This window comes from Aeromonas sp. R6-2 (assembly GCF_040908155.1).
Taxonomy (GTDB): Bacteria; Pseudomonadota; Gammaproteobacteria; order Enterobacterales; family Aeromonadaceae; genus Aeromonas; species Aeromonas schubertii.
In genome coordinates this window covers 45,740-64,850 of the sequence record NZ_JBFODE010000044.1, presented here as the reverse complement: position 1 = coordinate 64,850, position 19,111 = coordinate 45,740, and the positions used below count along the sequence as shown (strand labels likewise).

Genomic DNA, 19,111 nt, shown 5'->3' with positions numbered 1-19,111 from the left:
AGTCACTCGCCACAGCCCGCAGGGCGGGCGAAACCCCTATGCGGCACAGCCGCATCAAGATGCCTGACACAGGTGAAGGAGCTTGGCTGAGCTCCTCCGAATTGGCGGGCGAAGCCCCTATGCGGCACAGCCGCATCAAGATGCCAGGCATAGGCAAGGAGCTTGGCTGAGCGCCCCCAAGTGGGCGGGCGAAAAAATGTCGGGGGCGGAGCCCTCGTGTCCCATGCGGCGTAGCCGCATCAAAGAGCTTGCCATAGGCTCAGGAGCTTGGCTGAGCTCCTCCGAATTGGCGGGCGAAAAAATGTCGAGGGCGAAGCCCTCGTGTCCCATGCGGCGAAGCCGCATCAAGATGCTTGCCATAGGCAAGGAGCTTGGCCCGAGCGCCTCCCAATGTCCGATTTTTGATGTTTTATGTCTGAATGTTTGTAACTTGCGCTGTGGCTTCTCCCTAACATGGAGGGCGAAAAGAGAAGGAGGCATACCATGAACAACACACAAAGACTCAGCATCGAGGTCAATGAGGATCACCCGGCCTATCAATGGGCCAAGCGTCAGTCTGACTCGGTGGCCGCGTTCGGCCATATCGGCACCCATATCGACTGTTACTCGAAGGGGCCGCAGAAGAGCGAATACCAGGTTGAGACAGTGGTGATCGATTGCCGTGTCGCCATGCCCACGATGGCGATGGTCAAGGGGCTGGATATGGGGGGCAAGGGGGTGGTGCTCTACACGGGTAATCTGGAGCGCCACGACTACGGCACTCCGGCCTATGGCAAGTGCGCCACCCACCTCACCAGTGAGGTGCTGGACCAGATGCTGGGGCAGGGGGCGGCCTTTATTCTGATCGACAGCTACGGCATCGGTGCCCACGGGGAAGAGCACATCTCCTTCGATCGACGCTGCGAGGATCACGACTGCTTCGTCATCGAAAATATCCGGATGACCGAGGCGATTGCCGGGCAGATGAGGGGGGTCGCTATCCGTTTTGACCGTGCAGGGGGGGTAACCGGCAAACCCTGTGAGGTGACGGCCCTGCTGGGCTGACGGAGGATGCCATGACACCTTTATCCGTCATCGCCATCCGCGAAATCGGGATGGCCACCGTCGAGGTGATCTTCTCGCCCGAGCGTGCGCTCGACTACCGGGCGGGCCAGTATCTGATCCTGCGCTCGCCCGTCACAGATACCCGCTTCTACTTCTCCATCGCCTCGGCTCCCCTGCCGGGGGGGCAGATAGTGATTCAGATAGGAGGGGTCGAGGCCGGCGCCCCGGCCTATGGGCTGGTCGCCGAACTCAGGCTGGCTCATTACGCCCACTGCGAGGGGATCGGCGGTGACGCCTCTTTACGCGAATCCGATCGCCCCCTGGTGATGATCGCGGGGGGCAGTGGCTACACCTATGCCCGTGCCCTCTTGATGGAGGAGCTGCGCTCCGGTCGAAACAGGTCGCTGACCCTGATCTGGGGGGCCAGCCGCAGCTCGGCTCTCTATGAGTACGAGTGGCTGCACCACCTGGCGCAGGGCGTCGAGCGCCTCACCGTCATTCCAGTGGTGCTGGAGGGTGAGCCGCCGCCGGGGGGGCACAGGGGAAACCTGCTGGAGGTCACCTATGGGTTGGGGCTCGATTTTTCGCGTTCGGATCTCTATGTCTGTGGCCGCCCCGAGATGGTGCGCAAGTGCCGGGCGCAGATGGTCGCCCGCTGGCAGCTGGACCCGGGCCACTTTTACTCCGATGTGCAGTGACGGAGCCGCCGAGGAGGAGCCCCGTCACCGGGGCTCAGCATCAAAACTAAAATAGTGCAACCGTGGCTAATAAACGGAGTTTTCACTGATCGGTATGATGTACGCCAGATGTATCACTGGAAGTGAGAGAAGGAGCAAGGCTTATGGCCATTCACGGTGCCACCCCGACCATGCTGAAGGCTATCGACAGCCTGCAGCTTGCCAACGTCAACCCCGGTAGCAATCAGACCCTCGCCCTGCATCTGGGGGAGGGCAAGGATTACACCATTCAGATCGGCAAGGGTGGGGATGTCTCGGTTGCGCGGGATCTCAACCATTTAAGCGCGGTGGGGCGCATCAAGAGTGCGGTGGTCGATTTCTTTAGCCGGGCCACCACCAGGGGGGAGAGCGCGCTCACCACCCGGGCCACCCAGATCCAATCCGAGGTGCAGCGGCAACTGAGCGAACTGAGTCAGATCAAGGAGATGGTCCACCAGGCCTTTTGTCAGCCGATCGGCGAGTTCAAAAACGAGGCCCAGTACCTCAAGCGGGGCAGCGATCCCAGAACGGCGACCCTGGCCGACATCACCGAGTCCAATCAGAAGCGGCTCGGTCTGGAGACCCTGGACAAGGCTTCCCTGAGCTTTGTCAAAGAGCACTTCGCCAGCTTTATCAACGGTAAAGAGGCCATCTTCAGCATGCTGAGCTCTCGCGTCATCGAGCAGAGCAAGGCTCTGCATACCTCGCTGGCCGGCGACCCCAAGGCGCTGGGTGAGGCCCTGAACGTCCTGGGTCATGAGTCTGAGGCGTTCAGTGCCAAGGTTAACGCCGAGTTCAATCGCAGCTATGTTCAGCTGTTTGAGCAGCGGGCCGCTGCCGAGCTGCAGACCCTGACCGTGGCGAACACCCGCGCCAACCGGTCGCAAGTCGAAGAGGGCCCGGCATCAACGGCGGCAGAGCCGGTGTCAGGCAAGGGTGCGAAGCGTGTGCATTTTAACGAGGATCCGGTCAGTGAGACCCGGGTATTCGAGCGGGATGAAAGAAGGGTGCATTTTGCCGAGAATCCGGTGAGCGAGACCCGGGTGTTTGATCCGGAAGCCGTCATCAAGGTGTGATGCGGATGATAAGTGACGGCCTTGCCACCGGGGTGGCAGGGCCGTCGTGTTGTTATCTCCCCTCCCGGGATCAGGGGGGGGCGTGAAGAGGTGTGTTGTGTGGATATCTATCAAGGCATAGTGGACGAGCTGTCGGTGCCGGCGTTGGCGTTCGATGAGGACGGCGTCTGCGCGTTCGAGATCCGGCGGGCAGGGGAGCAGGCGGCCCCCTTCGTGGTCAATCTGGTGGCCAGGACGGAGGAGAGGGCGCTGGTGCTCTCGGTCACCACGGCGAGCGAGTTGCCCGAGCGCCTCTCGCGGGCACTGTTTCTGCGCTTCGGTGAGCATGCCCTCGCCCCCTTGCACCACGGTGATGGGGTCGGCATCTACCCGGGTACGAGCAAGGTCTCTTTCTTCGCCAGCCTGGCCCTGGAGAGCTATCGCCCCCGTCTCATCAAGGAGCGCCTCGCCTCTTTGCTGGAGCGGGCCCATGAGTGGGAGGCCGAGCTCGCTCTGGATGGTCTGAGTGCGGATGAGGTGCACGGCGATCCTGGTCAGAGCCTGAGGGTGTGATGACTCGCCCCGACGGCCTCTCGCGTCCCCGCCACCGAAGCCCCCTCCCGGGGGCTTCTCTTCACCGCGCAGTGTGGCTGAACTCCCCCCGCAATTTCGGTATACTCCCTCCCCCTGTCGCCGGCCCGGCCGGCATGTTGTGAACACAAAACCAGAAGACCCGATCACCATGAGCCAGAAGCACCCCGCCAGTCCCCATACCGCCCACTGGAGCGGACGATTCTCCATCGCCCCCATGCTGGACTGGACGGACCGTCACTGCCGCTACTTCCACCGGGTGCTGAGCCGCAACATACTGCTCTACACCGAGATGGTGACCACGGGCGCCATCATTCACGGCAAGGGGGATTATCTGGGTTACAACCAGGAGGAGCACCCCATCGCCCTGCAGCTGGGTGGCAGCAACCCGGCCGATCTGGCCCGCTGCGCCAGGTTGGCCCAGGAGCGTGGCTACGACGAGGTGAACCTCAACGTGGGCTGCCCCTCGGACCGGGTGCAAAACGGTCGCTTCGGCGCCTGCCTGATGGGGGAGCCGGCCCTGGTGGCCGACTGCGTCAAGGCGATGCGCGACGTGGTGGACATTCCGGTGACGGTAAAGACCCGCATCGGCATTGATGAGCAAGACTCCTACGAATTTCTGCAGGCCTTTATCGAGCAGGTGCGTGACGCCGGCTGCGACACCTTTATCGTGCATGCCCGCAAGGCGTGGCTCAGTGGGTTAAGCCCCAAGGAGAACCGCGAGATCCCGCCCCTTGACTACCCGCGGGTCTACCGGCTCAAGCAGGCGTACCCGGCGCTCACCATCGCCATCAACGGCGGTGTCACCAGCCTGGAGCAGGCGCAGGAACATCTCGCCCACCTGGACGGGGTCATGGTGGGGCGCGAGGCCTATCAGAACCCCTATATCCTGAGCCAGGTGGACAACCTCATCTTCGGTGAGAGCCAGCCTCAGCTCACTCGCCACGAGGTGGTGCGCCGCATGCTGCCCTATATCGAGCAGGAGCTGGCCAAGGGCAACTACCTCTCCCACGTCACCCGCCACATGCTGGGGCTGTTCCAGAATCTGCCGGGGGCACGCGGTTGGCGTCGTCACCTGAGCGAGAACGCCACCAAGCCGGGGGCCGGCATCCAGGTGGTGCTGGACGCCATGGCCAAGGTGCCGGAGCAGTGGCAGCCGCGCGAGGCGGCAGGCGAATAAGCAAAAGCGGCGCACCCCGGGGTGCGCCGCCTTGTTTTGGGGATCACAGAACCGGGGTGAAGTCGTGGATCTCGCCGCCGCGGGCGGTGAAACGGGGATCCTTGTCCTTGAAGGCCTCAAGCTCGGCCATGGTCTTGCAAAAATCGCCGCTCTTGTTGAACAGGGTGCGGGCCTTGTCGATGGACCGCTCGGCGTGACGCCGCTCCATCTTGCCGAGCTGGCGGTTGGCAAAGATCTGGTGCTGCTCCAGCATCCAGGCCGAGAACGCCTCCTGGCAGGGCACCTCGTCGGAGGCCCGGGTCAAGGGGGGGAACAGAAGCAGGCTGAGGAGGATAAGACGGGTCATGGTGTGCTCATAAAAACAGCAGGCGGCGCATTGTAGAGAGAGAGCGACCATTTGAGAAGAGGGCTTGAAAAAAAGAGAGGGGAGCCTGGCTCCCCTCTCCTTGCTCAGTGGGCCAGCAGATAGAGCTGGCGGCTGTAGGCCACGTCTTCCGGGTTGTCGATGGGATAGCCCTTGAGCCAGGGCTTGATGAGGCGGGCGTTGGTGTACTGGTAGATGGGGGCGATGGGCATCTGTTCGGTCAGCAGCTGCTCGGCCCGGTTGAAGAGGGCGGCACGTCCATCCCCCCTGGCCCCTTCGGCCTCTTGCAACAGGCGATCGTAATCGGCGTTGGCAAAGCCGGCCATGTTACCGCTGTGGTGGCTCTGCCACAGTCCGAGGAAGGCGGAAGGGTCGTTGTAGTCCGCCACCCAGGAGGAGCGGATCACCTGAAACTGGCCGCTCTGGCGACTGTCGAGATAGCTCTTCCACTCCTGATTGGTGAGCGCCACCTTCACCCCCAGTTTCTGCTTCCACATGCTGGCGATGGCGACGGCCATCTTCTTGTGGATTTCGGCGGTGTTGTAGAGCAGGGTCAGGGTCAGCGGCTTGTCCGGGCCGTAGCCGGCATCGGTGAGCAGGGTCCTGGCCTGTTGGTCCAACTCGGGCTGAGGCGTCTGGCTCAGGTCGTTGGGGGCCGGGGTGAAACCACGGGTCACGTCCGGGGTGAAGCGCCAGGCAGGCAGCTCGCCGCTGCCGAGCACCTTGTCGGCGATGAGGCGACGGTCGATGGCATAGGAGAGCGCCTTGCGCACCCGCACATCGTCAAGGGGGGGCTGACGGGTATTGAAGGCGTAGTAGTAGGTGCCGAGTTGGGGCGGGGTGAAGACCTCGTCCGGGTGCTCGGCCAGCAGCTTCTGATATTGCTCCTTGGGGAAGGATTCGGTGATCTGGAGATCGCCGGCCAGGTAGCGGCTGGTGGCGGCACTCTCCTGGTTGATGGGCAGGAAGGTGACGCGGGTCAGCACCGTATTGGCCTTGTCCCAGTAGTGGGGGTTGGGCACCAGCTCGAGGCGCTCGTTGACCACCCGGTGGGCCAGCACGAAGGCGCCATTGCCCACCAGTTTGCCCGGCTGGGTCCAGCGCTTGCCCTCCTTCTCGATGCTGGCCCGGTGCAGGGGATAGAGGCTGGGATGAGTCAGCAGGTTGAGCAGATAGGGCACAGGGCGCGCCAATGTGATGCGCAGGGTATGCTCGCCCACCGCCTCGACCCCCAATTGTTCGGGGGGCAGCTTGCCCGCCAGGATGGCGTCGGCGTGTTCGAAGGCGGCGAGGCGGGCAAACCAGGCAAAGCTGGCGCCTTCGCGCGGGTCGACCAGGCGGCGCCAGGCGTAGACGAAGTCCCGGGCGGTGACCGGGTCACCGTTGCTCCAACGCGCCTCGGGGCGCAGATAGAAGGTATAGTGGAGCGGGTCTTGCTGCTCCCAGCGTTGGGCCGTGCCGGCAACCGGGTTCCCCTGCGGGTCCTGGTTGAGGAGCCCCTCGAAGAGATCCCGGGCCACCTGCAGCTCGGGCAGCCCCACCAGCTCGAGGGGGGAGAGGCTGGCCGGCTCGTCCTTGAGATGGCGCACCAGGCTCTGATCCGGGGCGAGACGGGTGCCGGCTGGCAGCTCGGCGGCCCACAGGGGGGAGGCGGAAAGTGTGACAAACAGGGGTATCCATCCCTTCATGGTCCGATCCTTAATTGAGAGGTGAAATAAGGTGCTAAGTGGCGCCATGATAGCCCTCTTCACGGAAAAATCCCCCAGAAAAAGGAGTGTGTCATGGGAAGAGCTCTCTGGATTGTGCTCTGGTTATTGAGTCCCCTCGTCTGGGCTCTGGACCCCTGCACGGCGCAGAGTGAGGTGGGTAGCTGGTGCCGTCTGCCCATCGAGCGGCTCCACCCGACCCAGGGTGGGGTCGGCATGTTGCAGGTTGAGCGTACCCGGGCGTCACTGGCAGGAAAGAGCCCCAAGCGTCTCGACAAGCTGATGAAGAAAAAAGAGATCCCCGTGGTCATCTCCCCCGACGGGCAGTTCTGGCTGGTGGATCGCCACCACCTGACCACGGCCCTGTGGCGCAGCGGGGTGCGCGAGGCGCGGGTGAAGGTCATCGCCAGGCTGCGCGATCCCGCCAACTTCTGGGCACAGATGCGGGCCAACCACTGGGCCTGGTTGCAGGACGAGCGAGGCCGCCCCCTGGATCCCGCTCGCCTGCCGGTCCGGGTTGCGGATTTGCCCGACTACCCCTATCGCACCCTGGCCGGCTTGCTGGAGGATGCGGGCTACATCGACAAGAGTCAGCAGGTCTACTTTATCGAGTTCGCCTGGGCGACCTGGCTGGGTGAGCAGATGGGTTGGGCGCCGGTGAACCGGGAGAGTGTGGCCGAGCGGCTGCAGCAGGCCAAGCTGCTGGCCTGCAGTCGCCGCGCCGCCCATCTGCCCGGTTATCCGGGGCGGCTGTGCAGCAAGGGGTAGCCGAGATTCCCCTGACAAGTCTGGTGTTGATATTTATTCTCAATTAGAGATCAATAGGGCCATCGTCAGGGGAGGAGTCACAGATGAACCGGATACATTGGCAGGAGTACATGCTGGAGGCCAGGGTGGCCCAGAATAACGGGGCCTTCGGGGCCGCCGTCTGTCTCTATCAGCGGGCCCTCGAGCTGGCCCTGGAGCCCGATCCCGAGCTGGATCTGGTGGAGCAGGCCACCATGCAGGTGGCCAGTTGCCACCGGCTGGCGCAGTTTTGGGGCGAGATGCGCGAGCCCGCCTTCGAGCTGCGCTACCTCAAGCTCGCCTCCGAGCTGGTGACCGCCCTGGTCCCCCAGTGTCCCCACCGCCAGTGTGCGGCCCTGATCGGCGAGCTGGGCTGCTGCCGCGCCGCCCTGCTCGCCTTTCTCAAGCGTCATCCCAATCCCGACATTGCCCGCCTCATCCAGACCCAGGACAAGGTGCAGGAGTGCGAGCTGATCGGACGCTTTCGCCTCAACTGATCCCCTAACCCGCCAGATAGGTGGGCAGGAACAGGGAGATCTGGGGGATGTAGGTGATCATCATCAGGAACAGCAGCAGCAACCCCACCCAGGGGAGGCAGGCCTGGATCACCCAGCCCATGCTGCGCCCCGTGATCCCCGCCGTGACGAAGAGGTTGAGCCCCACCGGCGGAGTGAGCATGCCTATCTCCATGTTGACCACCATGATGATCCCCAGGTGAATGGGATCGATGCCGAGCTGGGTGGCGATGGGGAAGAGGATGGGGGCCATGATGAGGACGATGGCCGATGGCTCCATGAAGTTGCCGGCGAGCAGCAGCAGCAGGTTCACCACGATGAGAAAGCCCCAGGCCGGCAGCCCCCAGTGGGTGATGGTCTCGGCGATGGCGTGGGGGATCCGCTCCGAGGTGAGCACGTGGGCGAACAGCATGGCGTTGGCGATGATAAAGAGCAGCATGATGCTCACCTTGGCGGCGTCCCTCACCACCTGGCCCACCTCCCGATCGAAGGGGGAGCGCAGCAGGGCCAGGGGCAACAGGGTCAGGTTGCGCACCAGCGCCGCCCCCCGGCTCTCGCGCTCCTTGCGCCAGGGCACCCCCTTGAGGGGGCCGATATCCCGGTAGCCGTAGACGGCGATGAAGTAGGCATAGACGGCGGCCACGGCGGCGGCCTCGGTCGGGCTCGCTATCCCTCCGTAGATGGAGCCGAGCACCAGCACGATGAGAAACAGGCCACCCAGGGCGCGGGCACCGCTGCCCAGCAGGGCGACCAGCCCCGGGAAGGGCTGGCTCGGCAGCCCCTTGATCCGGGCCACCACATAGATGGCCAGCATCAGCAGCCCCCCCATCATCAGACCGGGGAGAAAGCCCGCCATAAACATGCGTGAGGCCGACACCTCGGTGGCGGCCGCGTAGACCAGCATGACGATGGAGGGGGGGATCAGGATGCCGAGGGTACCGGCGTTGGCGATCACCCCGGCGGCGAAGGCCTGGGGATAGCCGGATCGCACCATGCCGGCGATCACTATGCTGCCGATGGCGGCCACGGTGGCCGGGCTTGAGCCACAGACGGCGGCAAACAGCATGCAGGCGAGCACCGAGGCCATGGCCAGGCCGCCGCGAATATGGCCCACCGAGTCCATGGCGAAATGAATGATGCGCCGGGCCACGCCACCGGTAGAGAGGAAGGCCGACGAGAGGATGAAGAAGGGGATCGCCAGCAGGGTGTAGTGCTCGGAGGTAGACTCGAACAGCTTCAGGGCCAGGGAGGCGAGGGAATCGTTGGAGAAGGCGAGCACGGTCACCACGCTGGAGAGGCCCAGGGCGACGGCGATGGGCATGCCGAGCAGCATGCAGAGAATAAGCAGGGTAAAGAGGGTCAGGGTCGCCATGGTCACACCTTCTGTTGATCCGAAACCAGATGCATGCTGTCGCGGGCCTCATCGGCCAGGGCAAAGCCCTGCATCTGGCCACGCCACACCTTGATGCCCACCTCCAGGAAGCGCAGCACCAGCAGCCCCAGACCGACGGGCAGTATGCTCATCACCTGCCAGCGTTTGAGGGGCAGATCCTCCATCTCGATGCCGATCAGCTTGAGCTTGCTCAGGTAGATCCAGGCACCGTAGAGGAAGAGGGCGCAGTAGGCGAGGCAGAGGGCCACTGCGAGCAGGGTGAGGCGGCGCTGCCAGGGGGCTGGGAAGAGCCGGATGGCGGCATCGACCCCGATATGAGCCCCCTCGCGCACCCCCCAGGAGGCGCCGAGCAGCACCATCCAGGCCGCCAGGTTGAGGGTGGCCTCCTGGGCCCAGAGCAGGCCGGTGTCGAAGAAGAAGCGCAGCAGCACTTCGATGAAGACCAGCAGGGTGGTGCTGACCAGCAGCAGGCCGATGAGGCTCTCTTCGAGGCGGTAGATGAGTCGTTTCATGATCACATTCCCGGGGCGCCCGGCGGCGCCCCTCACTGGTTTACTGGTTGGCGGCGACGGCGGCGTCGATGAGATCCTTGCCGATGGCCCCCTCGAACTGCTGCCATACGGGCTTCATGGCGGCGACCCACTGGCCGCGCTCGGCGTCGGTCAATGTCACCAGCTGGCTCTTGCCCGAGGCGAGGATCGCCGCCTTGTCCTCCTTGTCCTTCCGGGCGGCCACCTGGTTGCCATAGGTGACCGACTCCTCCACCGCCCGCTTGAGCTCGCTGCGCACCCCTTCGGGCAGGCCATTCCAGAACTCGGCGTTGACCACCACCAGGTAGTCGAGCACCCCGTGATTGGACTCGGTGATGTAGGGCTGCACCTCGTAGAACTTCTGGGAGTAGATGTTGGACCAGGTGTTCTCCTGGCCGTCGATGGCCCGGGTCTGGAGCAGGGTGAAGACCTCGGCGAAGGGTTTTTTCACCGGCACGGCCCCTATCTTGTCGAACTGGGCGGCCAGCACGTCAGAGGTCTGGATGCGGAACTTGCGCCCCTTGGCATCGGTCGGCACCTTGAGCGGGTTGCTGGCGGAGAGCTGCTTCATGCCGTTGTGCAGGTAGCCCAGACCAATGAGGCCGTACTGCTCGAGCGAACCCAGCATGGCCTGCCCCTGAGGGCCCTGCTGGAAGCGGTCCACTGCGGCCATGTCGTTAAACAGGAAGGGGAGATCGAAGATCTGCAGCTTGTCGGTGTACTTCTGAAACTTGGAGAGGGAGGGGGCTATCATCTGCACATCCCCGAGCAGCATGGCCTCCAGCTCCTTGCCATCCCCAAACAGCTGGGAGTTGGGGTAGACCTTGACCTCGACCTCCCCCTTGAGGCGCTCGTCCACCAGGGTCTTGAAGTGGGTGGCCATCTGCCCCTTGGGGGTGTTCTCGGCCACCACGTGGGAGAATTTCAGCTCGATGGGGGCCGCCTGGACGAGGCCGCTGCACAGGGCGAGGGCCAGCAGTGTCTTTTTCATCTCGTTTTCTTCCTTGAGGTGTAGGGTTTGCCTCAAGACAATGGCAAGGGGCATGCCAGAAGAAACAAAAATGAAACAATCCAGTAACGACGCGCCTCCCGGGCCGTCAGCCCGGTACGGCGGCCATCGGGCGTGGGGGGAAATCCCCCCATTTACGGATTGGCGGCGGGGGGCTCCTCACCCGTTTTATAGTCCTGCTTGTCCAGGGCGTACTTGCGCATCTTGTCGTAGAGCGTCTTGCGCGCCAGCCCCAGGCTCTCCTGCACCTCCTTGAGACGCCCCCCGTGTCGGCCGAGGGCGTCGGTCAACAGGGTGCGCTCGAATCGCTCCACCTGTTCGGCCAGGGTGAGGGGGTGGCTGCTCAGGCTGACGTCGGCGAAGGCCCCCTCTTCCCCCATCAGTACACAGCGCTCGGCCAGGTTGCGCAGCTCGCGCACGTTACCGGGCCAGTCGTGGGCGAGCAGCCAGGCAACCTGCTCGGGGCCGAGGCGAGGCGGCGCGAGCTGGTAGCGGGTGGCCGCCACCCGCAGGAAGTTTTCAAACAGCAGGGGGATATCTTCCTTGCGCTCGCGCAGTGGGGGGATCTCCACCCGTACCACGTTGAGGCGGTAGTAGAGGTCGGCGCGAAAGTGCCCCCGGTCTGCCAGTTGGCGCAGATCTGCCTTGGTGGCCGCCAGTACCCGGATGTCGAGAGGGATCCCCTGATTGGCGCCGAGGGGCTCGACCCTGCGCTCCTCCAGCACCCGCAGCAACTTGATCTGCAGGCTCATGGGCATGCTCTCTATCTCGTCGAGAAACAGGGTGCCCCCGTTGGCCCAGGCGATGCGTCCCACCCGTCGCTTGAGGGCCCCGGTGAAGGCCCCCGCCTCGTGACCAAACAGCTCGCTCTCCATCATGCTCTCGGGGATGGCCCCGCAGTTGATGGCGACGAAGGGGGCGGCGGCACGCACCGAGTGATCGTGCAGGAAGCGGGCGACCAACTCCTTGCCGCACCCTGTCTCCCCATGGATCAGCACGTCGGCCGGGGCATCCTTGATGCGGGTGAGGATCTTGCGCAGGCGGCGGATCCCCTCGGTACGGCCCAGCAGGCGCGGCCCCGGGCCGCTCTGGGCCTCCAGCTCCTCACGCAGCTCCCGGTTCTCCAGCACCAGACGGCGCTTCTCCTGGGCCCGGTGCACCACCTCCAGCAGCTCATCGGTACCGAACGGCTTCTCGATGAAGTCATAGGCCCCCAGGCGCATGGCGCTGACCGCGGTGGAGATATCCCCGTGGCCGGTGAGGAGGATCACCGGCAGCTCGGGATCCCGGGCCAGGGCCGCCGTGAGGAAGGCGATGCCATCCATTCCCGGCATATTGATGTCGGAGATGACCACCCCGGGCCAGTCCGGGGTGAGGCGGGCGAGCGCCTCCCGGGCGCTGGCAAAGGGGCTGACCTGCATCTCCTCCAGCTCCAGGGTCTGGCCGAGGGAGTGGCGCAGGGCGGGTTCGTCGTCGATCAGCATGACCTGGTTCATTGGGGCTCCTGGCCTGGCGTGGCCGCCGGGTTGAGGGTGATGCGAAAGAGGGCGCCGCGGGCCGGTTGCGCCTCGAGGCGGCCGCCAAATCCCTCCACCAGGCGGCGAGAGAGGGCGAGCCCCAGTCCCAGCCCCTGGGCCTTGGTGGTAAAGAAGGGCTCGAACAGGCGGGGGCCGGCGGCGGCAAGGCCGGGGCCGTTGTCCTCCACCTCGATCACCACCTCTCCCCCCTCCGCCCGGGCGCGCAGCCAGATCCGTGGCGGGTGGCTCTGCTCGGTGGCCTGCAGGGCATTGTGCAGCAGGTTGACCAGCACCTGTTCGAGCTGGACCGGATCCGCTTCGACCCACAGGGGGGGCTCGGGCTGAGTGAGCTCCGCCAGTACCCCCTGGCGAATCATCTGGTTGTGGAGCAGCGCCAGGGTGGCCTGGATCACCCCCTGCAGGTGCACCGGCCCCAGGGTCTGCTGCCCCTTGCGGGCGAATACCTTGAAGCGGGCGATGAGCTCACCCATGTGGCGATTGAGGTCGTTGATCTGCACCAGGTTGTCCCGGCAGGTGTCGAGACGCCCCTTGTCGAGCAGGCGCAGGGCGTTCTCTGCGTAGGTGCGCATGGCCGCCAGGGGCTGGTTGAGTTCGTGATTGATGCCGGCCGAGAGCTCCCCCAGCACCGCCAGCTTGGCGGCCTGAACCAGCTGCTCCTGGGTCTCGATCAACTCGCGTTGGGTGTGGCGAAACTTCTCCACCGTCGCCGTGAGCTCCCCGTTGCTGTCGGAGAGGGCGCGGGTGCGCTCGGCCACCTTCTGCTCCAGCTGGTTGTTGAGGCGGGCCAGCCGCTCCCGCCCGAGCAGGATCTGGCGCCAGTAGAGCCAGATCATCAGCAGCAGCAGGAAGATCAGGGTGCCGGCGGTCAGGACCCGGGCGATCAGGGGGCCCAGGGCCTTGAGGGGAACCAGGGTGTAGAGGTGCCAGCCCGCCTCCGGCATGGTGCGGGCGGCGAACAGGTAGCCTTGGCCCCACTCCCAGTGCTCCTGACGCCTGAGTTGGGCCAGGGAGTCGAAGGGGGTGAGGGGCTCACCCAGGCGATCCCCGTATTTGCGCTCCAGGGCGAGCTGGGCCAGGGTGGCGGGATCGAGGCGGGTGAGAGGGCGGTAGAGCCACTCGGCACGGGAGCTGTAGAAGACGACCCCGTGCTCGTCGGTGAGCAGGTAGTCGCGGCGGGCACTCCCCTCGTCGATGAGGGAGAGGGAGACCTTGACCACCACCACGCCGATGGGGCGCTCCCGGCTCATGATGGGGTAGGAGAAGTAGTAGCCGCGCTTGCCCGAGCGTTGACCGAGGGCGAAGTAACTGCCCGCCTGACCGCTCATGGCCTGCAGGAAGTAGGGGCGAAAGCGGTAGTTATCCCCGACGAAGCTGTCATCCCGCTGCCAGTTGCTGGCCGCCAGCACGTTTCCTTCGCCACTCATCAGGTAGATGGCATCGGTGCCGACAATCTCGTTGAACTGCTCCAGCAAGGGGTGGAGGGCGGCCGGGGCGAGACGCCCCTGCAACAGTGCCATCAACTCGGGGCGGGTGGCGATCAGGGCCGGCAGGCGGCGGTACTTGTCGAGCTCCACCTCCAGCTTGCCGCTCAGGTTATCGTTGTGCTGGCTGGCCTCCCGGTGCAGGCTCTCGAGCCCGACGTGGCGTGCCGACAGGGTCAGCACCACCATCAGCCCGGCCCACAGGGCGAAGAGCAGCCCCCGCTGTCCCTCTCTCATCCGCTCCATCCTTGGTTCGGTCCCTGGCTACTGGCTGCTGCGGGCGAGTCGGCCGGCGATGCGCTGTTGCGCCTCCTCCCCCTGCAGGGCCAGGGCGAAGGCGCGAGCCTCCATATCGATGGTGAAGTGCACCGCCTGGCGCAGCTCCTGTTTCAGCAGCGCCTTGCTCTGTTGCAGGGCCCGTGGTGGCTTGGCGGCGAGCGCCGTGGCCAGCGCCCGGGCGGTGGCCAGCAGCTCGCTGGCGGGGACCACCCGATTGGCCAGCCCCATGGCCTGCGCCTCGGCCGCGCCGAAGGGGGCGCCGAGCAACAGCAGCTCGCTGGCTCTCAGGTGTCCCACGGCGCGTGGCAGCAGCAGACTGGAGGCAAATTCGGGCACCAGGCCGAGATCCACAAACGGCAGGCAGAGGCGGGCATTGTCGGCCAGGCAGACCAGATCGCAGTGGAGCAGCAGGGTGGTGCCTATGCCTACCGCAGGGCCGGCGGCGGCCACCACCACCGGCTTGGGGAAGTCGGCCAGGGTGTGCAGGAAGGTGAGGATGGGGTCATCCTCCCCCAGGCTCTCCTTGCCGAGGAAGTCGGCCAGATCGTTGCCGGCGGTGAAGCAGTGCTCGTCCCCCTGCAGCAACACGACCCGAATGGCCTCATCTTCCTTCGCCCCTTGCAGGGAGAGGGTCAGTTCCTGATACATTCGGGTATTGAGTGCGTTGCGCTTCTCGGGTCGCGTCAGGGTGAGGGTCAGCACTCCCTCCTGGCAGTGCCGTTTGATAACTTGCTCCATCTCCCACTCCTTGAATTCGGGGGCTGGCAAAAGATTCTTGTTGGGGTAACCTTCACCCCCGTTAACAACATCATAAAGGGATTTCAACCATGTTTAAACGCGCGTTTTTTCCCCTGGTCGCCGCCCTGATCGCCGCGCCGGCCCTGGCCAAGGTCGAGGCCGTCGACGGTTATGTGCGTCTGCTTCCCCCCGGGGCACCCAACACCGCCGCCTTCATGATGCTCAAGAACGACGGGGATAAGCCGGTTAAACTGGTCGCGGCGGCGTCACCCGAGGTGGCCCGCGCCGAGCTGCACACCCACCTGCACGACAACGGCGTGATGCGCATGCGCCAGGTGGACTCTATCGAGGTGCCCGCCAGGGGGATGGTGCAGTTGCAGCCGGGTGGCCTGCATGTGATGTTGTTCGAGCTGCGCGATGTGCTGAGCCAGGCAACCCCCTTCCCCCTGACCCTCACCTTCGACGATGGGCAGACCCTGACCCTCTCTCTGCCGGTCAGGGGGGTCGAGCCCATGAAGGGGATGCAGCACTGACATATTTGGTCGCTGTTCAGCGTTTGTCACTGGGTATTCCGTTTCGGCGCGGTAGAATATGGGGCTTCCCTGTCCAAGAATGGAGAATAAGAAAATGAACAAGAGCCTGATTGCCGCCTCCCTGCTGGCCCTGATGAGCAGCTCCGCCATGGCTGCCAACGACTGGCGTTTCGCCGCCGGTGCCGACGTATGGAATGCCCAGGGCAGTGGCCAGGTGTCCGGTGTGGGGTCCAGCTATGACCACAACTACAACTGGAACGGCTACCTGCAGCTCGAGCACGGCATCTTCCTGCTGCCGAACGCCAAGTTCGAGATGAGCGATATGGGCAGCTCGGGTGGCGCCTTCAACAACGATCTGCTGGCCTATGATCTGAGCCTCTACTATCGCCTGTTCAACAACGATCTGTTCAAGATCGATCTGGGCCTGACCGGCCGCCGCTACGACGGTGACTTCAACACCCTGCACTACTCCTACGACAAGGACGTGCTGATGGCCTATGCCGCCACCGAGGTCAAGCTGCCGGGTACCGGTCTCTCTGCCTTCGCCGATGCCCGTGTCGAGGACGGTGACAACTACGACTACCGTCTCGGCGGTGCCTACAAGTTCTCCTCTGCCCCGGTCAAGGTTCGTGCCGGCTGGCGTGAGGCCAAGATGGACTTCGACCGCGTCGACCAGAGCGTGGATGGCTGGTTCGTCGGTGCCGAATTCAGCTTCTGATAAGGACGTACCATCATGGGTTACACCATAGTCACGGGGGCCGGTACCGGCCTTGGCAAGGCTCTGACCGACGGACTGGTGGCCAGGGGCCATCGGGTAGCCATGATGGGGCGCCGGCATCAGAAGTTACAGGCACAGGAGCAGCGCTTCGGGGAGCAGGTGATCGGCATCGCCGCCGATCTCTCGCACCTGGAGGAGGTGGAGATGGCCTTCTCGGCCGCTGCCGAGTGGGGTGGCCTGCCCGACATGGTGATCCACTGTGCCGGGGTGGGGGAGTTTGGTCCGGTCGGCGTCTACACCGCCGAGCAGATCCGCTCCGTGGTCGAGAATAACCTCATCTCCACCATACTGGTGGCCCAGCAGACGGTGCGTCTGCTCGGCGACAGGGGCGGGGTGCTGGCCAACGTGCTCTCTTCGGCGGCCCAGGTGGGCAAGGCCAACGAGAGCCTCTACTGCGCCTCCAAGTGGGGCATGCGCGGCTTTCTCGAATCCCTGCGGGCCGAGCTGAGAGGGGGGCCGCTGCGGCTGGTGAACCTCTATCCGAGCGGCATTCGCAGCGAGTTCTGGGACAACAGCAATCACGTGGATCCCAGCCGCTTCATGACTCCCGAGGACGCGGCGGCCTATATGCTCGATGCCCTCGCCTCGCGCACCAGCTGCCATGTGACCGATCTCTTTATCGGTCGCAACGACTGAGCCCGGCTCGGATATGACAACGCCTCCCTCGGGAGGCGTTGTGCTTTGCGGGCCTCAGTGCGGCCGCTGCCACAGGGTGAGCAGGTAGTCGTGCTCGAGGCGCTCATCTCCCTGCTGCTGGTAGCCGTGGCGCACCGCGTTGTTGGCGCGCCAGGCCAGCGGGCTGGTGGCCAGCATCAGCTCGCGCGTCTCGGCATCCATGGCGACGTCGAAGTGGCAGCGCTGGCGGGCCAGCTCGGTGAGGGGGGCGACGCTCGGCCAGGCAGCCGGGTGCTCTTTGGCATCCGGGTTGATGTGGCTGCGCAATTGCCAGTGGTGGCGCGGGCCCTGGCTGACCAATAGCAAGAAGCCGCCGGGGGCGAGCAGGGGGGCCAGGTCGGCCGGACGGCTCTTGTGACCGGCCTCGAGCAGCAGGGCGTGAGCCAGCCCGGGCTGCAGCGGCGGGTGGAGGGGGTCGGCCAGCACCAATTCGGCACCGGGCTGCGCCTTGGCGGCGGCGAAGATGGCGTTTTTGGCGCGCTCGAGGCCGCTCAGTTGCCACTCTGGCCGGCGCTCGGCCAGGGCACGACAGAGATAACCCTCACCGGCACCCAGCACGATCAGCTCACCGGCTTCGGCCGGCAGCAGGGCGGCCAGGGCATCGGCCAGGGGGGAGAGGGCGCCCTGCTCGAGCCAGTGGCGACGGGCGCGCATCAGGGCTCGGCTCTCGCCCTCCTTGGGGGAGTGCTTGCCGGGGATGAGGTCGAGGTAGCCCTCAGGGGCCTTGTCGAAGTGGTGCTTGTTATCGCAGTAGGCGCCCCCGGAGGGGGTGTGGCGATGGAGGGGGGCTCGGCAGAAGGGGCATTGCAGGTGCATGGGATCATCCAACAAAAAGGGCTGCCGAGAGGGCAGCCCGTTATTCGGTGTCAGGCTCAGCGGGTGCCGAAGACGACGATGGTCTTGCCGTGGGCGGAGATGAGGTCTTGCTCCTCGAGCATCTTCAGGATGCGGCCAACGGTCTCGCGGGAGCAGCCGACGATCTGGCCGATCTCCTGACGGGTGATCTTGATCTGCATGCCATCCGGGTGGGTCATGGCGTCCGGCTGGCGGGCCAGGTTGAGCAGGGTCTGGGCGATGCGACCGGTCACGTCGAGGAAGGCGAGGTTACCCACTTTCTGGCTGGTGTGCTGCAGGCGCTTGGCCATCTGGCCGGAGAGACGCATCAGGATCTCGGGGTTGACCTGGATCAGCTGGCGGAATTTCTTGTAGGAGATCTCGGCCACTTCGCAGGAGCCTTTGGCGCGCACCCAGGCGGTCCGCTCGGGGCTCTCGTTCTCTTCGAACAGGCCCATCTCGCCGATGAAGTCTCCCTGGTTGAGGTAGGAGAGGATCATCTCCTTGCCCTCGTCATCCTTGATCAGAACGGCCACCGTCCCCTTGACGATGTAATAGAGGGTCTCAGCCTTCTCGCCCGCATGGATCAGGGTGCTCTTCGCCGGGTACTTGTGAATATGGCAATGCGACAGGAACCATTCGAGAGTGGGATCGCTTTGCGGTTTGCCAATAGCCATGAGTATTCCTCTGTTGATTATCTGGACTTCTAAGTCCCGGCAAGGTGCCACGCTTGCCATTCCTTGTTTATAAGTGGCAGTAGCATAAGAGCCTTTGCCCATAGAGACAAGGCTTGCCGCCAGTGCAGGGCATTCTAGGAACTCCACTGGCCGGAGGTGTTGATTTTGATCTATTTACACGCCACTAAGTGCGGGCCATGGGAGAGTGGTATGCTACGGATCACATTATTGCTATCCAGAGGAAGAGAGAGATGAAAGGGGAAGTGACCTGGGTCGAGGGCATGAAATTTGAAGGGGTCAGCGATTCGGGCCACCGCATCGTGCTCGATGGGGCCAACCCGGGCGAGGGGCCGAGCCCCATGGAGCTGGTGCTGATGGCCATCGGTGGCTGCAGCTCCATCGACGTGGTCTCTATTCTGGAGAAGGGGCGCCAGGCGGTAACCGGCTGCAAGGTGGAGATCAACACGGTACGGGCCGAGACGGCGCCGCGGGTGTTCAAGAAGATCCACCTGGAGTTTGTGGTCACAGGTCAGGCGCTGGCCGAGAAGCAGGTGGCCCGCGCCGTCGATCTCTCCATGGAGAAGTACTGCTCTGTCTCGCTGATGCTGGAAAAATCGGTCGAGATCACTCACGGTTATCGCATCGTGGCCGCCTGAGCGCGGGAGCAACGGATTTACACACAACAAGAA

General features: G+C 64.5%; 21 protein-coding genes. 11 read left to right on the top strand and 10 right to left on the bottom strand.

The window, feature by feature from the left end; genetic code table 11:
• Positions 1–483: 483 nt before the first annotated feature.
• From AB5Y48_RS11780 to dusA, 5 genes are all read left to right on the top strand, one after another.
• Positions 484–1,044, top strand: a complete 561-nt coding sequence (locus AB5Y48_RS11780) for a cyclase family protein (RefSeq protein WP_136612957.1) — start codon at positions 484–486, stop codon at positions 1,042–1,044.
• An 11-nt stretch (positions 1,045–1,055) separates the two neighbouring features.
• On the top strand, positions 1,056–1,742 hold the full coding sequence (locus tag AB5Y48_RS11775; RefSeq protein WP_368164569.1) for a hypothetical protein: 687 nt from the start codon (positions 1,056–1,058) through the stop codon (positions 1,740–1,742).
• A gap of 143 nt (positions 1,743–1,885) precedes the next feature.
• Positions 1,886–2,836 (top strand): hypothetical protein, encoded by a 951-nt coding sequence (locus AB5Y48_RS11770; protein ID WP_368164568.1) that lies wholly within the window; start codon positions 1,886–1,888, stop codon positions 2,834–2,836.
• 99 nt (positions 2,837–2,935) lie between these two features.
• On the top strand, positions 2,936–3,388 hold the full coding sequence (locus tag AB5Y48_RS11765; protein ID WP_368164566.1) for a CesT family type III secretion system chaperone: 453 nt from the start codon (positions 2,936–2,938) through the stop codon (positions 3,386–3,388).
• 169 nt (positions 3,389–3,557) lie between these two features.
• Positions 3,558–4,586 carry a tRNA dihydrouridine(20/20a) synthase DusA gene (gene dusA / locus AB5Y48_RS11760; RefSeq protein ID WP_136612960.1) on the top strand — a complete coding sequence of 343 codons (1,029 nt, stop codon included), beginning with the start codon at positions 3,558–3,560 and terminating at the stop codon, positions 4,584–4,586.
• Between the two features lie 43 nt (positions 4,587–4,629).
• On the opposite strand, the gene AB5Y48_RS11755 is transcribed toward dusA, so the two are convergent.
• Together AB5Y48_RS11755 and AB5Y48_RS11750 are read right to left on the bottom strand one after the other, a co-directional pair.
• Positions 4,630–4,932 (bottom strand): hypothetical protein, encoded by a 303-nt coding sequence (locus AB5Y48_RS11755; RefSeq protein ID WP_368164565.1) that lies wholly within the window; start codon positions 4,930–4,932, stop codon positions 4,630–4,632.
• Positions 4,933–5,036: 104 nt separating this feature from the next.
• The gene (locus AB5Y48_RS11750) at positions 5,037–6,638 is read right to left on the bottom strand and encodes an ABC transporter substrate-binding protein (RefSeq protein ID WP_368164561.1); all 1,602 of its coding nucleotides are present in this window, start codon (positions 6,636–6,638) and stop codon (positions 5,037–5,039) included.
• Between the two features lie 93 nt (positions 6,639–6,731).
• On the opposite strand from AB5Y48_RS11750, the gene AB5Y48_RS11745 reads away from it, so the two are divergent.
• Together AB5Y48_RS11745 and AB5Y48_RS11740 are read left to right on the top strand one after the other, a co-directional pair.
• Positions 6,732–7,424: a ParB-like protein gene (locus AB5Y48_RS11745; protein WP_050665214.1), complete on the top strand. Its 693-nt coding sequence runs from the start codon at positions 6,732–6,734 to the stop codon at positions 7,422–7,424.
• 83 nt (positions 7,425–7,507) lie between these two features.
• Positions 7,508–7,939, top strand: coding sequence for a DUF2753 family protein (locus tag AB5Y48_RS11740; protein ID WP_050665213.1), 432 nt, complete (start codon positions 7,508–7,510; stop codon positions 7,937–7,939).
• 4 nt (positions 7,940–7,943) lie between these two features.
• Here the strand turns inward: AB5Y48_RS11740 and AB5Y48_RS11735 are convergent, their stop codons facing one another.
• The 6 genes from AB5Y48_RS11735 to AB5Y48_RS11710 form a co-directional block, all read right to left on the bottom strand.
• Positions 7,944–9,329 carry a TRAP transporter large permease gene (locus tag AB5Y48_RS11735; RefSeq protein WP_050665212.1) on the bottom strand — a complete coding sequence of 462 codons (1,386 nt, stop codon included), beginning with the start codon at positions 9,327–9,329 and terminating at the stop codon, positions 7,944–7,946.
• Positions 9,330–9,331: 2 nt separating this feature from the next.
• The gene (locus AB5Y48_RS11730; protein ID WP_050665211.1) at positions 9,332–9,862 is read right to left on the bottom strand and encodes a TRAP transporter small permease; all 531 of its coding nucleotides are present in this window, start codon (positions 9,860–9,862) and stop codon (positions 9,332–9,334) included.
• A gap of 40 nt (positions 9,863–9,902) precedes the next feature.
• Positions 9,903–10,871 (bottom strand): TRAP transporter substrate-binding protein, encoded by a 969-nt coding sequence (locus tag AB5Y48_RS11725; protein WP_050665210.1) that lies wholly within the window; start codon positions 10,869–10,871, stop codon positions 9,903–9,905.
• 152 nt (positions 10,872–11,023) lie between these two features.
• A complete protein-coding gene (locus AB5Y48_RS11720) occupies positions 11,024–12,385 on the bottom strand; it encodes a sigma-54 dependent transcriptional regulator (protein WP_224162961.1) in 1,362 nt (453 codons plus the stop codon).
• Positions 12,382–14,145, bottom strand: coding sequence for an ATP-binding protein (locus tag AB5Y48_RS11715; protein ID WP_050665208.1), 1,764 nt, complete (start codon positions 14,143–14,145; stop codon positions 12,382–12,384). Before AB5Y48_RS11715 ends, AB5Y48_RS11720 begins: the two co-directional genes overlap by 4 nt.
• A gap of 27 nt (positions 14,146–14,172) precedes the next feature.
• A complete protein-coding gene (locus AB5Y48_RS11710) occupies positions 14,173–14,925 on the bottom strand; it encodes an enoyl-CoA hydratase-related protein (protein WP_368164557.1) in 753 nt (250 codons plus the stop codon).
• 89 nt (positions 14,926–15,014) lie between these two features.
• On the opposite strand from AB5Y48_RS11710, the gene AB5Y48_RS11705 reads away from it, so the two are divergent.
• The 3 genes from AB5Y48_RS11705 (at position 15,015) to AB5Y48_RS11695 (ending at position 16,872) form a co-directional block, all read left to right on the top strand.
• Positions 15,015–15,458 carry a copper chaperone PCu(A)C gene (locus tag AB5Y48_RS11705; protein ID WP_050665206.1) on the top strand — a complete coding sequence of 148 codons (444 nt, stop codon included), beginning with the start codon at positions 15,015–15,017 and terminating at the stop codon, positions 15,456–15,458.
• A gap of 94 nt (positions 15,459–15,552) precedes the next feature.
• On the top strand, positions 15,553–16,176 hold the full coding sequence (locus tag AB5Y48_RS11700) for a TIGR04219 family outer membrane beta-barrel protein (RefSeq protein WP_050665205.1): 624 nt from the start codon (positions 15,553–15,555) through the stop codon (positions 16,174–16,176).
• Between the two features lie 15 nt (positions 16,177–16,191).
• Positions 16,192–16,872 (top strand): SDR family NAD(P)-dependent oxidoreductase, encoded by a 681-nt coding sequence (locus tag AB5Y48_RS11695; RefSeq protein WP_050665204.1) that lies wholly within the window; start codon positions 16,192–16,194, stop codon positions 16,870–16,872.
• Positions 16,873–16,926: 54 nt separating this feature from the next.
• Here the strand turns inward: AB5Y48_RS11695 and AB5Y48_RS11690 are convergent, their stop codons facing one another.
• Together AB5Y48_RS11690 and crp are read right to left on the bottom strand one after the other, a co-directional pair.
• Positions 16,927–17,727, bottom strand: coding sequence for a putative RNA methyltransferase (locus tag AB5Y48_RS11690; protein ID WP_050665203.1), 801 nt, complete (start codon positions 17,725–17,727; stop codon positions 16,927–16,929).
• A 56-nt stretch (positions 17,728–17,783) separates the two neighbouring features.
• Positions 17,784–18,422 (bottom strand): cAMP-activated global transcriptional regulator CRP, encoded by a 639-nt coding sequence (gene crp, locus AB5Y48_RS11685; protein WP_050665202.1) that lies wholly within the window; start codon positions 18,420–18,422, stop codon positions 17,784–17,786.
• Between the two features lie 251 nt (positions 18,423–18,673).
• On the opposite strand from crp, the gene AB5Y48_RS11680 reads away from it, so the two are divergent.
• The gene (locus AB5Y48_RS11680; RefSeq protein WP_224163218.1) at positions 18,674–19,078 is read left to right on the top strand and encodes an OsmC family protein; all 405 of its coding nucleotides are present in this window, start codon (positions 18,674–18,676) and stop codon (positions 19,076–19,078) included.
• The last annotated feature ends 33 nt before the right edge of the window (positions 19,079–19,111 follow it).

Coding starts and splice junctions, on each gene's coding strand:
- AB5Y48_RS11780 (WP_136612957.1), top strand. CDS start 484: ATGAACAACACACAAAGACTCAGCATCGAGGTCAATGAGGATCACCCG.
- AB5Y48_RS11775 (WP_368164569.1), top strand. CDS start 1,056: ATGACACCTTTATCCGTCATCGCCATCCGCGAAATCGGGATGGCCACC.
- AB5Y48_RS11770 (WP_368164568.1), top strand. CDS start 1,886: ATGGCCATTCACGGTGCCACCCCGACCATGCTGAAGGCTATCGACAGC.
- dusA (WP_136612960.1), top strand. CDS start 3,558: ATGAGCCAGAAGCACCCCGCCAGTCCCCATACCGCCCACTGGAGCGGA.
- AB5Y48_RS11755 (WP_368164565.1), bottom strand. CDS start 4,932: ATGACCCGTCTTATCCTCCTCAGCCTGCTTCTGTTCCCCCCCTTGACC.
- AB5Y48_RS11750 (WP_368164561.1), bottom strand. CDS start 6,638: ATGAAGGGATGGATACCCCTGTTTGTCACACTTTCCGCCTCCCCCCTG.
- AB5Y48_RS11745 (WP_050665214.1), top strand. CDS start 6,732: ATGGGAAGAGCTCTCTGGATTGTGCTCTGGTTATTGAGTCCCCTCGTC.
- AB5Y48_RS11740 (WP_050665213.1), top strand. CDS start 7,508: ATGAACCGGATACATTGGCAGGAGTACATGCTGGAGGCCAGGGTGGCC.
- AB5Y48_RS11735 (WP_050665212.1), bottom strand. CDS start 9,329: ATGGCGACCCTGACCCTCTTTACCCTGCTTATTCTCTGCATGCTGCTC.
- AB5Y48_RS11730 (WP_050665211.1), bottom strand. CDS start 9,862: ATGAAACGACTCATCTACCGCCTCGAAGAGAGCCTCATCGGCCTGCTG.
- AB5Y48_RS11725 (WP_050665210.1), bottom strand. CDS start 10,871: ATGAAAAAGACACTGCTGGCCCTCGCCCTGTGCAGCGGCCTCGTCCAG.
- AB5Y48_RS11720 (WP_224162961.1), bottom strand. CDS start 12,385: ATGAACCAGGTCATGCTGATCGACGACGAACCCGCCCTGCGCCACTCC.
- AB5Y48_RS11715 (WP_050665208.1), bottom strand. CDS start 14,145: ATGAGAGAGGGACAGCGGGGGCTGCTCTTCGCCCTGTGGGCCGGGCTG.
- AB5Y48_RS11710 (WP_368164557.1), bottom strand. CDS start 14,925: ATGGAGCAAGTTATCAAACGGCACTGCCAGGAGGGAGTGCTGACCCTC.
- AB5Y48_RS11705 (WP_050665206.1), top strand. CDS start 15,015: ATGTTTAAACGCGCGTTTTTTCCCCTGGTCGCCGCCCTGATCGCCGCG.
- AB5Y48_RS11700 (WP_050665205.1), top strand. CDS start 15,553: ATGAACAAGAGCCTGATTGCCGCCTCCCTGCTGGCCCTGATGAGCAGC.
- AB5Y48_RS11695 (WP_050665204.1), top strand. CDS start 16,192: ATGGGTTACACCATAGTCACGGGGGCCGGTACCGGCCTTGGCAAGGCT.
- AB5Y48_RS11690 (WP_050665203.1), bottom strand. CDS start 17,727: ATGCACCTGCAATGCCCCTTCTGCCGAGCCCCCCTCCATCGCCACACC.
- crp (WP_050665202.1), bottom strand. CDS start 18,422: ATGGCTATTGGCAAACCGCAAAGCGATCCCACTCTCGAATGGTTCCTG.
- AB5Y48_RS11680 (WP_224163218.1), top strand. CDS start 18,674: ATGAAAGGGGAAGTGACCTGGGTCGAGGGCATGAAATTTGAAGGGGTC.